This is a genomic window from Pseudomonas sp. GD04058, assembly GCF_029836855.1.
Classification (GTDB): domain Bacteria; phylum Pseudomonadota; class Gammaproteobacteria; order Pseudomonadales; family Pseudomonadaceae; genus Aquipseudomonas; species Aquipseudomonas bharatica.
The window spans coordinates 71,791-87,834 of sequence record NZ_JAOECN010000004.1; the positions used below are offsets into that span (position 1 = coordinate 71,791).

At 63.5% G+C, this 16,044-nt stretch carries 14 protein-coding genes and 1 pseudogene; 3 read left to right on the forward strand and 12 right to left on the reverse strand.

Annotated elements, in window-relative coordinates; genetic code table 11:
- Nucleotides 1-89 precede the first annotated feature (89 nt).
- Nucleotides 90-2,178 (reverse strand): annotated as a pseudogene (locus N7650_RS05180) (TonB-dependent receptor).
- A 228-nt stretch (nucleotides 2,179-2,406) separates the two neighbouring features.
- Between N7650_RS05180 and N7650_RS05185 the strand changes: the two are divergent.
- Both N7650_RS05185 and N7650_RS05190 read left to right on the forward strand, forming a co-directional pair.
- Nucleotides 2,407-2,667 (forward strand): helix-turn-helix transcriptional regulator, encoded by a 261-nt coding sequence (locus N7650_RS05185; protein WP_080604773.1) that lies wholly within the window; start codon nucleotides 2,407-2,409, stop codon nucleotides 2,665-2,667.
- A gap of 12 nt (nucleotides 2,668-2,679) precedes the next feature.
- The gene (locus N7650_RS05190) at nucleotides 2,680-3,030 is read left to right on the forward strand and encodes a putative holin (protein ID WP_009401003.1); all 351 of its coding nucleotides are present in this window, start codon (nucleotides 2,680-2,682) and stop codon (nucleotides 3,028-3,030) included.
- Here the strand turns inward: N7650_RS05190 and N7650_RS05195 are convergent.
- On the reverse strand, nucleotides 3,025-3,444 hold the full coding sequence (locus N7650_RS05195; protein ID WP_279897282.1) for a helix-turn-helix domain-containing protein: 420 nt from the start codon (nucleotides 3,442-3,444) through the stop codon (nucleotides 3,025-3,027). The genes N7650_RS05190 and N7650_RS05195 overlap by 6 nt on opposite strands.
- Before the next feature lie 251 nt (nucleotides 3,445-3,695).
- On the opposite strand from N7650_RS05195, the gene N7650_RS05200 reads away from it, so the two are divergent.
- Nucleotides 3,696-3,974 carry an ogr/Delta-like zinc finger family protein gene (locus tag N7650_RS05200; protein WP_009401001.1) on the forward strand — a complete coding sequence of 93 codons (279 nt, stop codon included), beginning with the start codon at nucleotides 3,696-3,698 and terminating at the stop codon, nucleotides 3,972-3,974.
- A 76-nt stretch (nucleotides 3,975-4,050) separates the two neighbouring features.
- Here N7650_RS05200 and nuoN read toward each other — a convergent pair whose 3' ends face one another.
- The 10 genes from nuoN to nuoE form a co-directional block, all read right to left on the reverse strand.
- Nucleotides 4,051-5,520, reverse strand: coding sequence for an NADH-quinone oxidoreductase subunit NuoN (gene nuoN / locus N7650_RS05205; protein WP_279897283.1), 1,470 nt, complete (start codon nucleotides 5,518-5,520; stop codon nucleotides 4,051-4,053).
- A gap of 7 nt (nucleotides 5,521-5,527) precedes the next feature.
- Entirely contained in the window at nucleotides 5,528-7,060 is a 1,533-nt protein-coding gene (gene nuoM, locus N7650_RS05210) for an NADH-quinone oxidoreductase subunit M (RefSeq protein WP_279897284.1), read from the reverse strand.
- A gap of 39 nt (nucleotides 7,061-7,099) precedes the next feature.
- The gene (nuoL, locus tag N7650_RS05215) at nucleotides 7,100-8,953 is read right to left on the reverse strand and encodes an NADH-quinone oxidoreductase subunit L (RefSeq protein WP_009400997.1); all 1,854 of its coding nucleotides are present in this window, start codon (nucleotides 8,951-8,953) and stop codon (nucleotides 7,100-7,102) included.
- Nucleotides 8,950-9,258 carry an NADH-quinone oxidoreductase subunit NuoK gene (nuoK, locus tag N7650_RS05220; RefSeq protein ID WP_009400996.1) on the reverse strand — a complete coding sequence of 103 codons (309 nt, stop codon included), beginning with the start codon at nucleotides 9,256-9,258 and terminating at the stop codon, nucleotides 8,950-8,952. Before nuoK ends, nuoL begins: the two co-directional genes overlap by 4 nt.
- Nucleotides 9,259-9,262: 4 nt before the next feature.
- A complete protein-coding gene (gene nuoJ, locus N7650_RS05225; RefSeq protein ID WP_009400994.1) occupies nucleotides 9,263-9,763 on the reverse strand; it encodes an NADH-quinone oxidoreductase subunit J in 501 nt (166 codons plus the stop codon).
- A 9-nt stretch (nucleotides 9,764-9,772) separates the two neighbouring features.
- Nucleotides 9,773-10,321 (reverse strand): NADH-quinone oxidoreductase subunit NuoI, encoded by a 549-nt coding sequence (gene nuoI / locus N7650_RS05230; RefSeq protein WP_009400993.1) that lies wholly within the window; start codon nucleotides 10,319-10,321, stop codon nucleotides 9,773-9,775.
- Nucleotides 10,322-10,332: 11 nt separating this feature from the next.
- Nucleotides 10,333-11,340 carry an NADH-quinone oxidoreductase subunit NuoH gene (nuoH, locus tag N7650_RS05235; protein ID WP_009400992.1) on the reverse strand — a complete coding sequence of 336 codons (1,008 nt, stop codon included), beginning with the start codon at nucleotides 11,338-11,340 and terminating at the stop codon, nucleotides 10,333-10,335.
- Nucleotides 11,337-14,051, reverse strand: a complete 2,715-nt coding sequence (gene nuoG, locus N7650_RS05240) for an NADH-quinone oxidoreductase subunit NuoG (protein WP_279897285.1) — start codon at nucleotides 14,049-14,051, stop codon at nucleotides 11,337-11,339. Before nuoG ends, nuoH begins: the two co-directional genes overlap by 4 nt.
- Before the next feature lie 133 nt (nucleotides 14,052-14,184).
- On the reverse strand, nucleotides 14,185-15,549 hold the full coding sequence (gene nuoF, locus N7650_RS05245; protein ID WP_279897286.1) for an NADH-quinone oxidoreductase subunit NuoF: 1,365 nt from the start codon (nucleotides 15,547-15,549) through the stop codon (nucleotides 14,185-14,187).
- A complete protein-coding gene (gene nuoE / locus N7650_RS05250; RefSeq protein ID WP_075803224.1) occupies nucleotides 15,546-16,043 on the reverse strand; it encodes an NADH-quinone oxidoreductase subunit NuoE in 498 nt (165 codons plus the stop codon). Before nuoE ends, nuoF begins: the two co-directional genes overlap by 4 nt.
- Nucleotide 16,044: the final 1 nt, after the last annotated feature.

Genomic DNA, 16,044 nt, shown 5'->3' on the forward strand with positions numbered 1-16,044 from the left:
TCGGGCATGGCCCGGTCAGCGCGACCCAGCCAGTATGGTGGACAATTCCACGCTTTGCCTGACCCACCTCACAGAGTTTTCAGACACTCTCAGTGGAAGGTGTAGGACACGCCGGCATAGACCCCGAAGCCTTCGCCGGGCACCGACCTTGCCACATCCGCGCCGTTGTCGTTGTAGCCCGGAACGACGATCGCAGCGTAGCGCTTGTTGGTCAGGTTGCGCAGGTCGAGCCAGGTCTGCCAGTCCTTCTTCGGTGCGTTGTAGCCGAAGGTGGCGCCGAGGATCGCGTAGGCATCGGCGTCGTAGCTGTTGGCGTAATCGACCTGCACCTTGGAGGCCATGGTGGTGTTGATCCCGGCGTAGAAACCGCTGGGCAGGTCGAAACGCAGCTCGCCCTGGTAGTAGTGCATCGGGATGCCCGGCAGGCGGTTGTCGCCGAAGACCTTGTCGTTGCGGTAGTGGAAGTCGTTGAGGGTGTAGGCCTGGCGCAGGGATAGCCGGCCGATATCGCCGCGTTGCCATAGCGTGCTGTCGAGGCTGGCCTCGATACCCTGGTGGATGGTCGGGCTGGCGTTGCTTTCGCTGCGGATGGGGGCCTGGATCTCGACCATCAGCAGTTCATGGCGCACGGCCGAGTAATACCAGGACAGGTCCCAGCGACCCAGGTCCGAGTCGCCACGGGCGCCCAGCTCGAGCGTGGTAGCGGTCTGGTTTTTCAGCTCGATGGGCTGGTACTGCGTAGGCGCGCTCCAGATCAGCGACCACGGGTGTGGCGGTTCCACCGAACGGCTCAGGTTGCCGTACAGCTGCAGGCTCGGGCTGGCGTCATAGCGCAGGCCGATACGCGGCGCGTAGTCCCAGTCGTGCATGCTGACCTTCGCCCGGACCCGAGGTGACATTGCTGTAGGTCACATCGCTTTCCCGGCGGGTATAGATCGCCGCCAGGCCGCTGGTCAGCCACAGGTTGGGGACCAGCTCCAGTTCATTGCCGATATGCAGCACGGTATCCGAGCCCTGGTAGGAAAAGTCCCGGGTCCTGGCGCCGACGATGTCGTTTGCCCGTGCATACTGCGAGGCGCCGCTATTGGGCAAATGCTTGGTAGTGCGCCAGCCCACCGTGGTCTTGCTGTCATGGCCGAACAGCGTATGTCGGCGTTGATAGTCCAGGGTACCGCTGACATCGGCGTAGGCCACCTTCAGACGCATCGGCCCGTCGCGCAGATCCATCGGATAGTCGTGCCAGACCAGGCCCGCGACCAGTTGCGAATCGTCGTCGAGATAGAAGGTGGTCTTGTTGGCCAGCCACGTCGACCCGGGTTGCGGCCGACTGTCGTTGCGGCTCAGGTAGGCCGGGTTGGCGGCCCGCGGGTGATGCTTGATCTGGTCCTTGGTCAGGCGCCCGGCCAGGTCATTGTCGGTTTCCCGGTAACGCAGGTAGAAACGTGTTTCCAGATCGGGATTGAAGCGGTAGCCGAAGTTCGCCGCAACGCCCTTGCCGCTGCCGCTGCTGTGATCCTGGTAGCCGTCGTACCCGGTGTCGGTCAGGGCCACGTAGTAATCGAAGTCACCGAGTACCTGGCCGGAGCTGATATGGCGTTTCTGGTAGCCGCGGCTGCCGGCTTCATAGCGCAATTGCAAGGGCGCGGCGTCGTAGCCGGTATGGGTCACGTAGTTTATGGCTCCGCCCAAGGCCAGGGCGCCACGGTCGAAACCATTGGCCCCGCGCAGGATTTCCGCGCGATTGAGCCACAGGGGTTCGAACAGCTCGTAGGGCGTGCCGCCGGGGCCAGTCAGGGGCAGGCCGTCGAGCATGACGTAGGTCCCGGAGCCGTGGGCACCTGGCGCCCGGTTGATTCCCGAGCCCCGGATCGACAGGCGAATACCGTCATTGCCGGCGGACTGGGCGAACACCCCGGGCTGGTAGGCGAGGACATCCTGGTTGCTGGCGACGCGCCCTTGCCCGACTCGCTTCATGTCTATCAGGTTGGTAGCGCCGGGCACCTGCTCCAGGCGTTCGCGAGCAACCTGGAGATCATCCTGGTCCTGCTCCTGGATGAGTACTTGCTCCAGTTCGATGCTCTCCAGTTTGATGCTCTCCGGTTGCTGGGCCCCGGCACTGCCGGCCAGGGTCAGGCCCAGCAGGCACAGAGAAGAGCGCAGGGACAGCGGTGACGGCATCTTACAGCTCCAACGTGTTTGATCTGACAGGAAATGTGAAGTCAGACGAACGATCGTGCTCTGAAATCACCATCTTTTTCTGACGTTTTTGCGTGACCCCTGTCCTGTGATTTGTAGCTTCGCTGGCTACAGGTTGTACGACTGGTCCTACAGCAAGGCTGATCCGTATCGTTCGCCCATCGTCAACCGGCCCGGGCGAGCCCGGTGCCTCTTTACAGGAGACTATGGATGTCAACCGCCTCTGCTGTTACCACGCCTGCTGCCTGCGTGGCACCGCCTACCCTGACGCCTAGGGAGAAGGAGATTCTGTATTGGTGTTCGTGTGGGAAAACATCTTGGGAAATTTCTCAGATCCTTGCTTGCAAGGAGTCTACGGTGAACTTCCATGTCAGCAATGTACTTCGCAAACTATCAGTTCATTCCCGGGTAGCCGCCGTGATCAAGGCCTTGCGCTACGGCATCCTCCGGCACCAATCCGACGAGAGCTGAGGCGTGTTATCCATGAGTGATCCTACAACCTCGAGTCTGTCCAGCCTGTTCATCGGGCTGGGGCTTGCTTCATCCCTGCCGGCGGTGGAGGGCGACATGGTGTTCGGAGCGCTGCTCGGTGCCTGGCTGGTAGCAAGTACGCGAGGCTTTCTCAAAGCCTGGCAACGTATCGGGTCTCTGCTGTTGTCGGCGGGGGTAGGTTATCTGTTCACGCCGCTGATGCGCTCGATCGGGCCGTTTCTGTCGGGAGGGGAGGCCGCCTTCATCGGTGCGGTGGTGGTGATACCGATCGTGATCAAGGTGATGATCTGGCTGGACGGCGCGGAATTGCGCGACATTATCCAGCGTTTGCGCGGCTCATGAAGCCGGATTTTGGAGTTGCGACAGCAGGCTGCTGACCTCTTCGAGCTGCTGCTCCAGTTCACGCAGGCGTTGTTTTTCCTGAATGGCCAGAGCAATGGCGCGCTGATCCTGAGGGCTGAGCAGGCGCATTTCGGCGAGCAGTTGGGTTTCCCAGTCAGGGTCGGCGTTATGGCTCACGGCCTGATGGCTATGGGCGCGGAATCGGGGACCCTCGCCAACCAGTAACCAGTCAAGGGAAATGCCATGTTTATTGGCGAGATCAACGCAGATCGCATACGGAATACTGTCGCGACCCTTCCAGCTGCTAACGGTTTGAGGGCTTACCCCAAGCGCCGCCGAGAGCCCTGAGTCGGTGGTCGACTGGGTGACGAGCTTCATGCGAGCCAGTACCGCTGCAAATCCATTAATACTCATAACGAGTAATCCCAAGGCATGCTGATATAATGTTCGGCAAAAAAATACGCGAAACGCATTCTCTCTCTTTGCACTATTGAGCACTACTCATTTGGGAAATTAAATGTCAGAAATTTCCAGCCGCATCATGGGAAATTTCCTCGGCTTGACTGTTTTGAGCTTACAGGAGATTGGAATAGGAATGAATTATCGAAATCGCCGCAGTGTGCGCTGCTTCCGGCTTGGGACGGTGTCACGGCAAGGAGTCATCAGTGAGTACTTATAAACTCGTATGTCCCCACTGCCAGAGCCGGATGCGCATACGTACCAGCGAGGGACGCCATATCTTCCTGCGCGTGGCGTACCTGCAATGCACTACGGAAGCGTGTGGCTGGTCGGTACGTGCAGAATTCGAAATGACTCACGAACTCTCGCCAAGTGGCATGCCGAACCCGGATGTTCATTTGCCACATGCTGACAGCGATCTGAGGCGCGCCGCTTTGCGCCCAAGACAGGACGATCTCCCCGCGCAGGAAAATCGAGAGCCCTGAACGGTAAACGGGCTGGCAAGGCCTGTGCTGGAAAAAAAACACCCCGCCGGAGCGGGGTGTGTTCTTGCCAGGTGAATCAGCTGACCAGTTGGAGGCCAGCGTGTTGCACCAGATCCAGCAGTGGCTGCGGATAAACGCCGAGAACGAAGGCCAGGATGGCAATGGCCAGCAGCATGACGCCACCGGTACGTTGCTCCCAGTTGAACGGTGCATCGTGACGACGCAGGTTCGGCTCGATCAGGTAGAGCGTGACCATCACGCGCAGGTAGTAGAAGACGCCGATGGCGCTGCCCACGACCAGCGCACCGGTCAGCCACCACAGTTGCGATTCGACGCCGGTGGCGATGATGTAGAACTTGCCAATGAAGCCGGCGGTCAGCGGGATGCCTGCCAGCGACAGCATCATCACGGTCAGTACGGCGGTCAGGTATGGGCGGCGCCAGAACAGGCCGCGGTACTCGTACAGGGCGTCCGCATCACGGCCGTTGTACGGCGAGGACATCAGGGTAATCACGCCGAAGGCACCGAGGCTGGTGATCACGTAGGTGACCAGGTATACGCCGATTGCTTCCAGGGCCAGGCCCTTGCTCGCCACCAGGGCGATCAGCAGGTAACCGAAGTGGGCGATCGACGAGTAACCCAGCAGACGCTTGAGGTTACTCTGGGTCAGGGCCAGCAGGTTGCCGACCAGGATCGAAGCCACGGCGATCACCGACAGCACGGTGGTCAGCACACCACTGCTGGCAGCAGGGGAGAGCATGAACAGGCGTACCACCACGGCGAATACCGCGACCTTGCTGGCGGTGGCCAGGAAGGCGGCGACCGGCGCCGGAGCACCTTCGTATACATCCGGGGTCCACAGGTGGAACGGTACCAGCGACAGCTTGAAGGCCAGGCCGACCAGCATCATCCCCAGGCCCAGCTGGGCCAGCAGGCTTGGCATGCTGGTAGCGGCCAGGGCCTTGCCGATGGTGTCGAAGGCCAGGCTGCCGGCGTCCGCGTAGAGCAGGGCCATGCCGAACAGCAGGAAGGCCGAACCCGCGGCCGACAGCACCATGTACTTGATGCCGGCTTCCAGCGAACGCTTGTTGAAGAAGGCATACGCCACCAGGCCGTAGACCGGTACCGAGAGCAGTTCCAGGCCGATGAACAGGCCGGCCAGGTGTTGCGCGCAGACCAGCACCAGGCCACCGAGGGCCGCCATGAGGATCAGCAGGTACAGCTCTTCGCGGTTGCCCGGGTAGCCGGAGCCGCCGTCACCCAGGTAGGCATGGGCCAGGGTCACGCAGGCCAGGGTGGCGACCAGGATTAGCGCCATGTACAGGCAGGCGAACTTGTCCACGGTCAGCAGCGGGGTCACCGCCAGGGGCACGACTTTCAGAACCGGCAGGATCGACAGCAAGGCCAGGTTCAGGCCCACGGTCGACAGCAGGAAGGTTTGCGAGTGGTTGCGGCGCCAGGCGATCGCTAGCATCACCACGACAACGGTGATGGTAGTGATCAGCAGTGGCGCAAGCGCGATAAAGTGTTGAATCGTCAGGTCCATAGCGCTCTTACCGGGCCGAAGCGAGTTGAGTGAAGGCGGAGCCGAGCCATTGCTGCACACCGCTCATGGTGGCGGCGGAAGTGTCGAGGAACGGCTGCGGGTAGACGCCCAGCACGATCAGCAGGACCGCCAGGCCCAGCACCATGATCATTTCGCGGCTGTCCATGCCGGCCAGGACTTCTTCCGATTTGGCCGGGCCGAAGTAGGCGCGATGGATCATGATCAGCGAGTAGACCGAGCCGAACACCAGGCCGGACGTCGCGATGACGGTGACCCACGGGGCACTGACGAAGCTGCCGATCAGGATCAGGAACTCGCCGACGAAGTTGCCGGTGCCCGGCAGGCCCAGCGAAGCCGCCGCGAAGAACAGGCTGATGGCCGGCAGGTAGGCGATGCGGTGCCACAGGCCGCCCATCTGGCGCATGTCACGGGTGTGCAGGCGCTCGTACAGCTGGCCGCTGAGGATGAACAGCGCGGCGGCCGACAGGCCGTGGGCCAGCATCTGGATCACCGCGCCCTGCAGGGCCTGCTGGCTGCCGGAGTAGATGCCGATCAGCACGAAGCCCATGTGCGAAACGCTGGAAAACGCGATCAGGCGCTTGATATCGGTCTGGGCGAAGGCCAGGAAGGCGCCGTAGAAGATGCCGATCAGGCCCAGGGTCATGGCGATCGGCGCGAACTCCGCCGAGGCATTCGGGAACAGCGGCAGGGCGAAACGCAGCAGGCCGTAGGCCGCAGTCTTCAGCAGGATACCAGCGAGGTCGACGGAACCGGCGGTCGGGGCCTGGGCGTGAGCATCAGGCAGCCAGGAGTGGAACGGCACCACCGGCAGCTTCACCGCGAAGGCGATGAAGAAGCCCAGCATCAGCAGGTACTCGGTACCGGCCGGCAGATCGGCTTTGAGCAGTTGGCTGTAGTCGAAGGTGATCACGCCGGTGTTGTTGAAGTTGACCAGCACCAGGCCAAGGATCGCCACCAGCATGATCAGGCCGCTGGCCTGGGTGAAGATGAAGAACTTGGTTGCAGCGTAGATCCGAGTCTTCTTGCCGTCGGAGGAGCTGTGACCCCAGAGCGCGATGAGGAAATACATCGGCACCAGCATCATTTCCCAGAAGAAGAAGAACAGGAACAGGTCGAGGGCGAGGAACACGCCGACCACGCCGCCGAGGATCCACATCAGGTTGAGGTGGAAGAAGCCGACGTGGCGCTGGATCTCTTTCCACGAGCAGAGCACGGACAGCACGCCGAGCAGGCCGGTCAGCAGGATCATCAGCAGCGACAGGCCATCGAGGGCCAGGTGCAGGCTGATGCCGAAGCGCTCGATCCAGAGGACCTTGAACTCGACGGTCCACTGTGGGTCGGCGCCCGGGGCAGGGGCGAGGGTGTAGTCCCCGTTGGCCCACAGCCAGAGGCCGATACCAAGGAGCAGGGACATGGTCAGCAGCGCGATCCAGCGCGGCAGGGTGGCGCCGAAGCGCTCACCCAGCCAGCACAGCAGGCCGCCGATGAAGGGGATCAGGATCAGCCAAGGCAAAATCATGACGGGCTCAATTCCTTTCGCAAAGTCGCAAGGTTCATATCAGACCGCAGCCATCAGGACAGCGCCGAGTACCAGTACGGCACCTACGGCGATGGACGCGGTGTACCAGCGCAGCTGACCGGTTTCGGTCTTGCTCATGGCGGCGTGGCCGCCACGGGCCATGCGCGGGATCAGGCCGATGGTGCGGTCCACCGGGTCCTTGCGCAGGATGTGGCTGATCAGCAGGTAGGGTTTTACGAACAGCTTGTCGTAGATCCAGTCGAAGCCCCAGGCCGCGAACCACCAGGCCGAGAGCAGGCGACCGATGCCGCTGTTGGCGACGGCGGTCACGAAGCGGCGCTTGCCAAGGAACAGCAGGGCCGACAGCAGGATACCGGCGATGGCGATGGCGCCCGAGGCGATTTCCAGGCTGTGCTTGGCTTCGCCGCCGGCATGGCCCGCGCTTTCCGGCAGTACGCCGGCCAGCGGTGGGTGGATCCAGGCACCGACGAAGGTCGACAGGACGATCAGCACGCCCAGCGGCAGCCAGTGGGAGATACCGTGGCCGGCATGGGCCTCGGTCTTGGCTTCGCCGTGGAAGGCGATGAAGATCAGGCGGAAGGTGTACAGCGAGGTCATGAAGGCACCGACCAGGCCGGCATACAGCAGGCCGGTGTTACCACTGGCGAAGGCTTCCCAGAGGATCTCGTCCTTGGAGTAGAAGCCCACGGTGACCAACGGCAGGGCGGCCAGGGCGGCACCACCGACCACGAAGCTGGCATAGGCCAGCGGCAGTTTCTTCCACAGGCCGCCCATCTTGAAGATGTTCTGCTCGTGGTGGCAGGCAACGATCACCGCACCGGAGGCAAGGAACAGCAGGGCCTTGAAGAAGGCGTGGGTCATCAGGTGGAAGATCGCCGCGTCCCATGCACCAACGCCGAGGGCGAGGAACATGTAGCCGATCTGGCTCATGGTGGAGTAGGCGAGGATCCGCTTGATGTCGGTCTGTACCAGGGCGGCGAAGCCGGCCAGGACCAGGGTGACACCGCCGACCACGCCGACCAGGTGCAGCACGTCCGGCGCCAGCAGGAACAGGCCGTGGGTACGGGCGATCAGGTAGACGCCCGCGGTGACCATGGTCGCGGCGTGGATCAGCGCCGAAACCGGGGTCGGACCGGCCATCGCGTCGGCCAGCCAGGTCTGCAGCGGCAGCTGGGCGGATTTACCGACCGCACCGCCGAGCAGCATCAGGGTCGCCAGGACCATCCAGGTATCGCCCGCCTGGAACTTCTGCGGGGCCAGCACCAGCAGTTCCTGGATGTTCAGGGTGCCGAGCTGCTGGAACAGGATGAACAGGCCGATGGCCATGAACACGTCGCCGATACGGGTAACGATGAAGGCCTTCAGCGCGGCGTTACCGTTGTTGCGGTTGCTGTAGTAGAAACCGATCAACAGGTACGAGCACAGGCCCACGCCTTCCCAACCGAAGTAGATGAACAGCAGGTTGTCGCCCAGGATCAGGAACAACATGCTGGCGATGAACAGGTTGGTGTAGGAGAAGAAGCGCGAGTAGCCCGCTTCACCACGCATGTACCAGGACGCGAACAGGTGGATCAGGAAGCCGACGCCGACCACCACGCCGAGCATGGTCACCGACAGGCCGTCCAGGTGCAGGGTGAAGGACGGGGCGAAGCCGTCGACCGACATCCACTGCCACAGCAGTTGGGTGTACACGCCGTTTTCCGGCGGCGCCACGTTGAACTGCCAGATCACCCAGGCGGCAACGATTGCCGACAGGCCGACCGAACCTACACCGATCAGCGCCGAGAGGTTCTCCGAGAAACGACCGCGGGAGAACGACAGCAGCAGGAAGCCGATCAGGGGGAATACGAAAGTCAGGAAGAGAAGGTTCATCCGCGCATCTCACTGGCTGCATCGATATCGAGAGTGTGGAAGCGGCGATACAGCTGCAGCAGGATCGCCAGGCCGATACTGGCCTCGGCCGCTGCCAGGCTGATCACCAGGATGAACATCACCTGTCCATCCGGCTGGGCCCAGCGGGCGCCCGCGACGATGAACGCCAGTGCCGAGGCGTTCATCATGATTTCCAGACTCATGAGCACGAAGAGAATGTTGCGGCGGACCATCAGGCCGACCAGACCGAGGCTGAACAGGATGCCGGCGACGGCCAGGCCGTGTTCTAACGGGATTGCAGGCATGTGATTACTCCTTCGCCTCGTTGCGGCCGACGTGGAAGGCCGTGACAGCCGCTGCGAGCAGCAGCATGGAGGCCAGTTCCACCACCAGCAGGTAAGGACCAAACAGGCTGACGCCGACCGCCTTGGCGTCGACGGTGGTGTGGCCGATGGCAGCGCCGCTCTCGGTGCTGAACAGCACATAGAGCAGTTCGGCCAGCAACAGGCCGGCCAGCACGACAGGGCCGAGCCAGATGCCGGGGGTCAGCCAGCCGCGCTCCTGGGCGACCGACGCCGGGCCCAGGTTGAGCATCATCACCACGAAGACGAACAGCACCATGATGGCGCCGGCGTAGGCGATCACTTCCAGGGCGCCGGCGAACGGTGCGCCGAGCGCGAAGAAGGTCATCGCCACGGCGATCAGGGAAATGATCAGGTAGAGCAGGGCGTGCACGGGGTTGGTATTGGTGATCACCCGCAGGGTGGACACCACGGCAACGCCGGATGCGAAATAGAAAGCGAATTCCATCTTTCTTCCTTAAGGGAGCAAGCTCTTCACGTTGATCGGCTCGGCTTCGTTCTGCGCGGCGCCCTTCGGCTTGCCGGCAACGGCCATACCTGCAACACGGTAGAAGTTGTAGTCGGGATTCTTGCCGGGGCCGGAGATCAGCAGATCTTCTTTCTCGTACACCAGGTCCTGACGTTTGAACTCGGCCATTTCGAAATCCGGAGTGAGCTGGATCGCGGTGGTCGGGCAGGCTTCCTCGCAGAGGCCGCAGAAAATGCAGCGCGAGAAGTTGATGCGGAAGAACTCCGGATACCAGCGTCCGTCTTCCGTTTCGGCTTTCTGCAGCGAGATGCAACCCACCGGGCAGGCCACGGCACACAGGTTGCACGCTACGCAGCGCTCTTCGCCATCGGGGTCGCGGGTCAGGACGATGCGGCCACGGTAGCGGGGCGGCAGGTAGACCGGCTCTTCCGGGTATTGCAGGGTGTCGCGCTTGCGGAACCCGTGGGAGAACACCATCACCAGGCTGCGCAGCTGGGTGCCGGTGCCCTTCACGATGTCGCCAATATATTTGAACATGGGTCAGATCCTCACTGGGCCGCAACAGCTGGCGTGTTGAGCAACACGATCGCAGCGGTCACCAGCAAATTGAGCAGGGTCAGCGGCAGGCAGAACTTCCAGCTGAAGTCCATCACCTGGTCATAGCGCGGGCGCGGGATCGAGGCGCGCAGCAGGATGAACAGCATGATGAAGAAACCGGTCTTCAGGGCGAACCACAGGAACGGGACCTGCGGCAGCAGATCGAACGGGCCGTGCCAGCCGCCGAAGAACAGGGTCACCAGCAGCGCCGACACCAGGATGATGCCGATGTACTCGCCGACGAAGAACATGCCCCACTTCATGCCGGCATACTCGATGTGGTAGCCGTCGGCCAGTTCCTGTTCCGCTTCCGGCTGGTCGAAGGGGTGACGGTGGGTCACGGCCACGCCGGCGATGAAGAAGGTACAGAAGCCGAAGAACTGCGGAATGATGAACCACAGGTTCTGCGCCTGGTACTCGACGATGTCGCGCATGTTGAAGGAGCCGACCTGGACCACCACGCCCATCAGCGCCAGGCCCATGAACACTTCATAGGACACGGTCTGGGCCGAGGCGCGCAGGCTGCCGAGCAGGGCGTACTTGTTGTTCGACGACCAGCCGGCGAAGAGCACGGCGTAGACCGACAGACCGGCCATGGCGAAGAAGAACAGCAGGCCGATGTTCAGGTCCGCGACACCCCAGGTCGGGGTGATCGGGATGATCACGAAGGCGATCAGCAGGGCGCTCATCGCCACCACCGGTGCCAGGGTGAAGATCATGCGGTCGACGAAAGGCGGGTTCCAGTCTTCCTTGAAGAACATCTTCAGCATGTCGGCAGCGATCTGGAACATGCCGAACGGGCCGACGCGGTTCGGACCGTAACGGTCTTGCCACCAGCCCAGCAGGCGCCGCTCGATGAAGCTGAGCAGCGCGCCGCAGACCACCACCGCCAGCAGGACCACGACGGCCTTGACGACGGCGATGATCACATCGATCACTTCGGGGGTGAACCAGGTCATTGTGCTGCCTCCTGCAGGCCTTCGACGGATACACCGAAGATGGCTGGCGGAATGCCGGCCAGGCCTTTCGGCAAGGCGACCAGGCCAGCGCCCAGTTCTTCATTGATGCGCAGCGGCAGGCGCAGGGTCTGCCCGGCTACGTTCAGGCTGAGCAGGGCGCCGTCGTTGACACCCAGGCGGTCGGCTTCCGACTTGGCCAGCGCAACGTAAGGCTGCGGAATGCGCTCTTGCACCGGCGCCGCGCGGGAGGAGGTCTCCTCGCTGCCGAACAGGTGGTAGAACGGCACCACCTGCCAGGTACCGCGGGCCGGGGCGAAGGCGCCCGGTACGCTGGCGAACCACTGCAGGCGATCGCCCTGGGACTCGATCAGGCGGGTGCCCGGGTCGCCTGCGCGCAGGTGACCACCGACCTCGTCCTGGAACTTGTTCCAGGCTTGCGGCGAGTTCCAGCCCGGCGACCAGGCGAACGGCACTTGCGAGCGCGGTTCGGCGGAGCCCGAGTAGCCTTCCATGGAGAAGGCGAAGGCGGTGTCCTGGTCCTGCGGGGTACGCGGTTCGTGCACGCTGATATTGGCGCGCATGGCGGTACGACCGGAGTAGCGCAGCGGTTCGCGGGCCAGCTTCAGGCCCTTGATGCGGAACGCGGCGGACGGTGCGGCGTTGACGATGCCGGCCAGTTGCGGGGTAACGCTGGCACAGGCGCTGGTGACGTGGTCCAGTTGGGTCCAGTCCACCGGCTTGTTCAACAGCGTTGCGCGCAGGGCGTGCATCCAGCGCCAGCCTTCATGAACCAGGATGCTGCTGTCCAGGTAGGTTGGATCGAACACCTGGAAGAAGCGCTGGGCGCGGCCTTCCTGGCTGACCAGGGTGCCGTCGCCTTCGGCGAAGGTGGCGGCTGGCAGCACCAGGTGGGCACGGTCGCTGGTCGCGGTCTTGGAGTGGTCGGCAACGATGATCACCTTGGCCGCGGCGAAGGCGGCATCGACCTTGGCGGCCGGGACGCGGCTGTACAGGTCGTTTTCCAGCACGACGATGGCATCGGCCTTGCCGGCGATCACCGCGTCCAGCGCGGCATCCACCGAGTCGCCACCGAACATGGCCATGCCGATGCTGTTGGCTTCTGGAACCACCAGGCTCAGCGAGCCGGCCTTGTCACGCAGCTTGAGGGCCTTGGCGATGTTGGCGGCGGCTTCGATCAGCGCCTTGGAACCGAGCGATCCACCGGAGACGACCAGCGGACGCTTGGCGGCCACCAGGGCATCGGCGATGCGCTTGGCCAGTTCGGCTGCTTCGCTGTCCAGGCCTTCGACCGCCGGGGCGCTCGGGTCGATGGCGTGGGCCACGGCGAAACCGAGGCGGGCCAGGTCGTCCGGCGCGGCATGCACGCATTCTTCGGCAACGTCATCGAGCTTGGTTTCAGCCAGGCTGGCGATGAACAGCGGGTACAGGGCGTGCTGGCCGATGTTCTTCACCGCGGCATCGAGCCATGGCTGGACTTTCATCGCTTCGGCCATGGCCTCGGCCTTGCCCTTGGTGGCCTGGCGCACGGCCAGGGCGACGCGGGCAGCGGTCTGGGTCAGGTCTTCGCCGAGGACGAACACGGCGTCGTGGTCCTCGATGTCGCGCAGGGTCGGGACTGGCAGCGGGCTGTCGTTCAGCACCTGCAGGACCAGGCGCACGCGCTCCAGTTCGGACGCTTCCATGCCGCAGTAGAAATGCTCGGCACCGACCAGCTCGCGCAGGCCATAGTTGCTTTCCAGGCTGGCGCGGGGCGAGCCGATACCGACGATGTTGCGGCCGCGCAGCAGTTCGGCGGCCTTGTCCAGGGCGGCGTCCACGCTGAGCTTGGTGCCGTCGGCCAGCAGCGGCTGGCGTGGGCGGTCGGTACGGTTGACGTAGCCGTAGCCGAAGCGGCCGCGGTCGCAGAGGAAGTACTGGTTCACCGAGCCGTTGAAGCGGTTTTCGATCCGGCGCAGTTCACCGTAGCGTTCGCCGGGGCTGATGTTGCAGCCGCTGGAGCAGCCGTGGCAGATGCTCGGGGCAAACTGCATGTCCCACTTGCGGTTGTAGCGCTCGGAGTGGGTCTTGTCGGTGAATACACCGGTCGGGCAGACCTCGGTCAGGTTGCCGGAGAACTCGCTCTCCAGCACGCCGTCCTCGACGCGTCCGAAATAGACGTTGTCGTGGGCACCGTAGACGCCCAGGTCGGTACCGCCGGCGTAGTCCTTGTAGTAGCGCACGCAGCGATAGCAGGCGATGCAGCGGTTCATCTCGTGGGCGATGAACGGGCCGAGGTCCTGGTTCTGGTGGGTACGCTTGGTGAAACGGTAGCGGCGCTCGTTGTGGCCGGTCATTACCGTCATGTCCTGCAGGTGGCAGTGACCGCCTTCCTCGCAGACCGGGCAGTCGTGCGGGTGGTTGGTCATCAGCCATTCGACGACGCTGGCGCGGAACGCCTTGGACTCTTCGTCGTCGATGGAAATCCAGGTGCCGTCGGAGGCGGGGGTCATGCAGGACATGACGATGCGACCACGGGTGTCGTTCTCGTCGGTGTACTGCTTGACCGCGCACTGGCGACAGGCGCCGACGCTACCGAGCGCCGGGTGCCAGCAGAAATAGGGGATGTCGAGGCCGAGCGACAGACAAGCCTGTAACAGGTTGTCCGCACCATTGACTTCGAGCGCTTTGCCGTCTACGTGGATAGTGGCCATGGTTCAAAGTTCTTCGTTGGCCCGCGTGAGCGGGTGTGGCTAATGGAAATCGGTGTACCCGCGGCCCGCGCGAATCGATCGGGCGAGCCTGCGTGGCTGGCGGATGGCACGGACCATCCGCTTTTTCATCTTGTTATGCGCCGACCACAATCGGCTGCGCCAGGTTCGGGCGCAGGGTTTCACTACCAGGATTGGCGGCGACACCGGCCTCGAACTCGGAGCGGAAATATTTGATGGCACTGCCCAGCGGCTCGACGGCACCTGGTGCGTGAGCACAGAAGGTCCGGCCAGGGCCGAGGAAGTTCACCAGTTGCAGCAGGGTGTCGATGTCCTCGCGCTTGCCCTGGCCTTTTTCCAGGGCACGCAGCATCTTCACGCTCCATGGCAGGCCGTCGCGGCACGGGGTGCACCAGCCGCAGGACTCGCGCGCGAAGAACTCTTCCATGTTGCGCAGCAGGGAGACCATGCTGATGCTGTCGTCCACCGCCATGGCCAGGCCGGTACCCATCCGGGTGCCCACCTTGGCGATGCCGCCGGCATACATTTGTGCATCCAGGTGCTCGGGAAGCAGGAAGCCGGTACCGGCTCCGCCTGGCTGCCAGCACTTGAGCGTGTAACCGTCGCGCATGCCACCGGCGTAGTCTTCGAACAGCTCGCGGGCGGTGACGCCGAATGGCAGTTCCCACAGGCCAGGGTTCTTCACCTTGCCGGAGAAGCCCATCAGCTTGGTGCCGTGGTCTTCGCTGCCCTCGCGGGCCAGCGACTTGTACCAGTCGACGCCGTTGCCGACGATGGCCGGGACGTTGCACAGGGTCTCGACGTTGTTGACGCAGGTCGGCTTGCCCCACACGCCCACGGCGGCAGGGAAGGGCGGCTTGGAGCGCGGGTTGGCGCGGCGGCCTTCCAGCGAGTTGATCAGCGCGGTTTCTTCACCGCAGATGTAGCGGCCGGCACCGGTGTGCACGAACAGTTCGAAATCGAAGCCGCTGCCGAGGATGTTCTTGCCCAGCAGGCCTGCGGCCTTGGCTTCGTCGATGGCGCGGTTGAGGTTGCGCGCGGCGGTGGTGTATTCGCCACGCAGGAAGATGTAGCCGCGGTAGGCCTTGAGGGCACGGGCGCTGATCAGCATGCCCTCGACCAGCAGATGGGGCTGTTGCTCCATCAGCATGCGGTCCTTCCAGGTGTTGGGCTCCATTTCGTCCGCGTTGCACAGCAGGTAGCGGATGTTCATGGATTCGTCTTTCGGCATCAGGCCCCACTTCACACCGGTGGGGAAGCCTGCGCCGCCGCGGCCCTTGAGGCCGGAATCCTTGACCGTCTGGACGATATCATCCTGGGACATCTGCGCCAGTGCGGTACGGGCGGCGGCGTAGCCGTTCTTGGCCTGGTACTCGTCGAGCCACACCGGCTCGCCGTCGTCGCGCAGGCGCCAGGTCAGCGGATGGGTCTCGGCACTGCGCGCGATGCGGTTGGCCGGGCCGAAGGAAGTGATGGTCATACGTAACCCTCCAGCAATTTGGCGACACCGGCTGGCTGCACGTCGCCGAAGGTGTCGTCGTCGATCATCAGCGCCGGGGCCTTGTCGCAGTTGCCCAGGCAGCACACCGGAAGCAGGGTGAAGCGGCCGTCGGCGGTGGTCTGGCCCAGGCCGATGCCGAGCTCGCTCTGGATCTGGCCGACCACGGACTCGTGGCCGCCGATGTAGCAGACCATGCTGTCGCACACGCGGATGATGTGGCGGCCGACAGGCTGGCGGAAGATCTGGCTGTAGAAGGTGGCCACGCCTTCGACGTCGCTGGCGGGAATGCCGAGGATCTCGCCGATCGCATGGATGGCACCGTCCGGCACCCAGCCGCGTTGCTTCTGGACGATCTTCAGGGCTTCGATGGACGCCGCGCGCGGGTCCTCGTAGTGATGCATCTCGTGCTCGATGGCCGAGCGCTCGGTTTCGCTCAGGGCGAAACGGTCAGTCTGGATAAGCGTGCTGTTCATG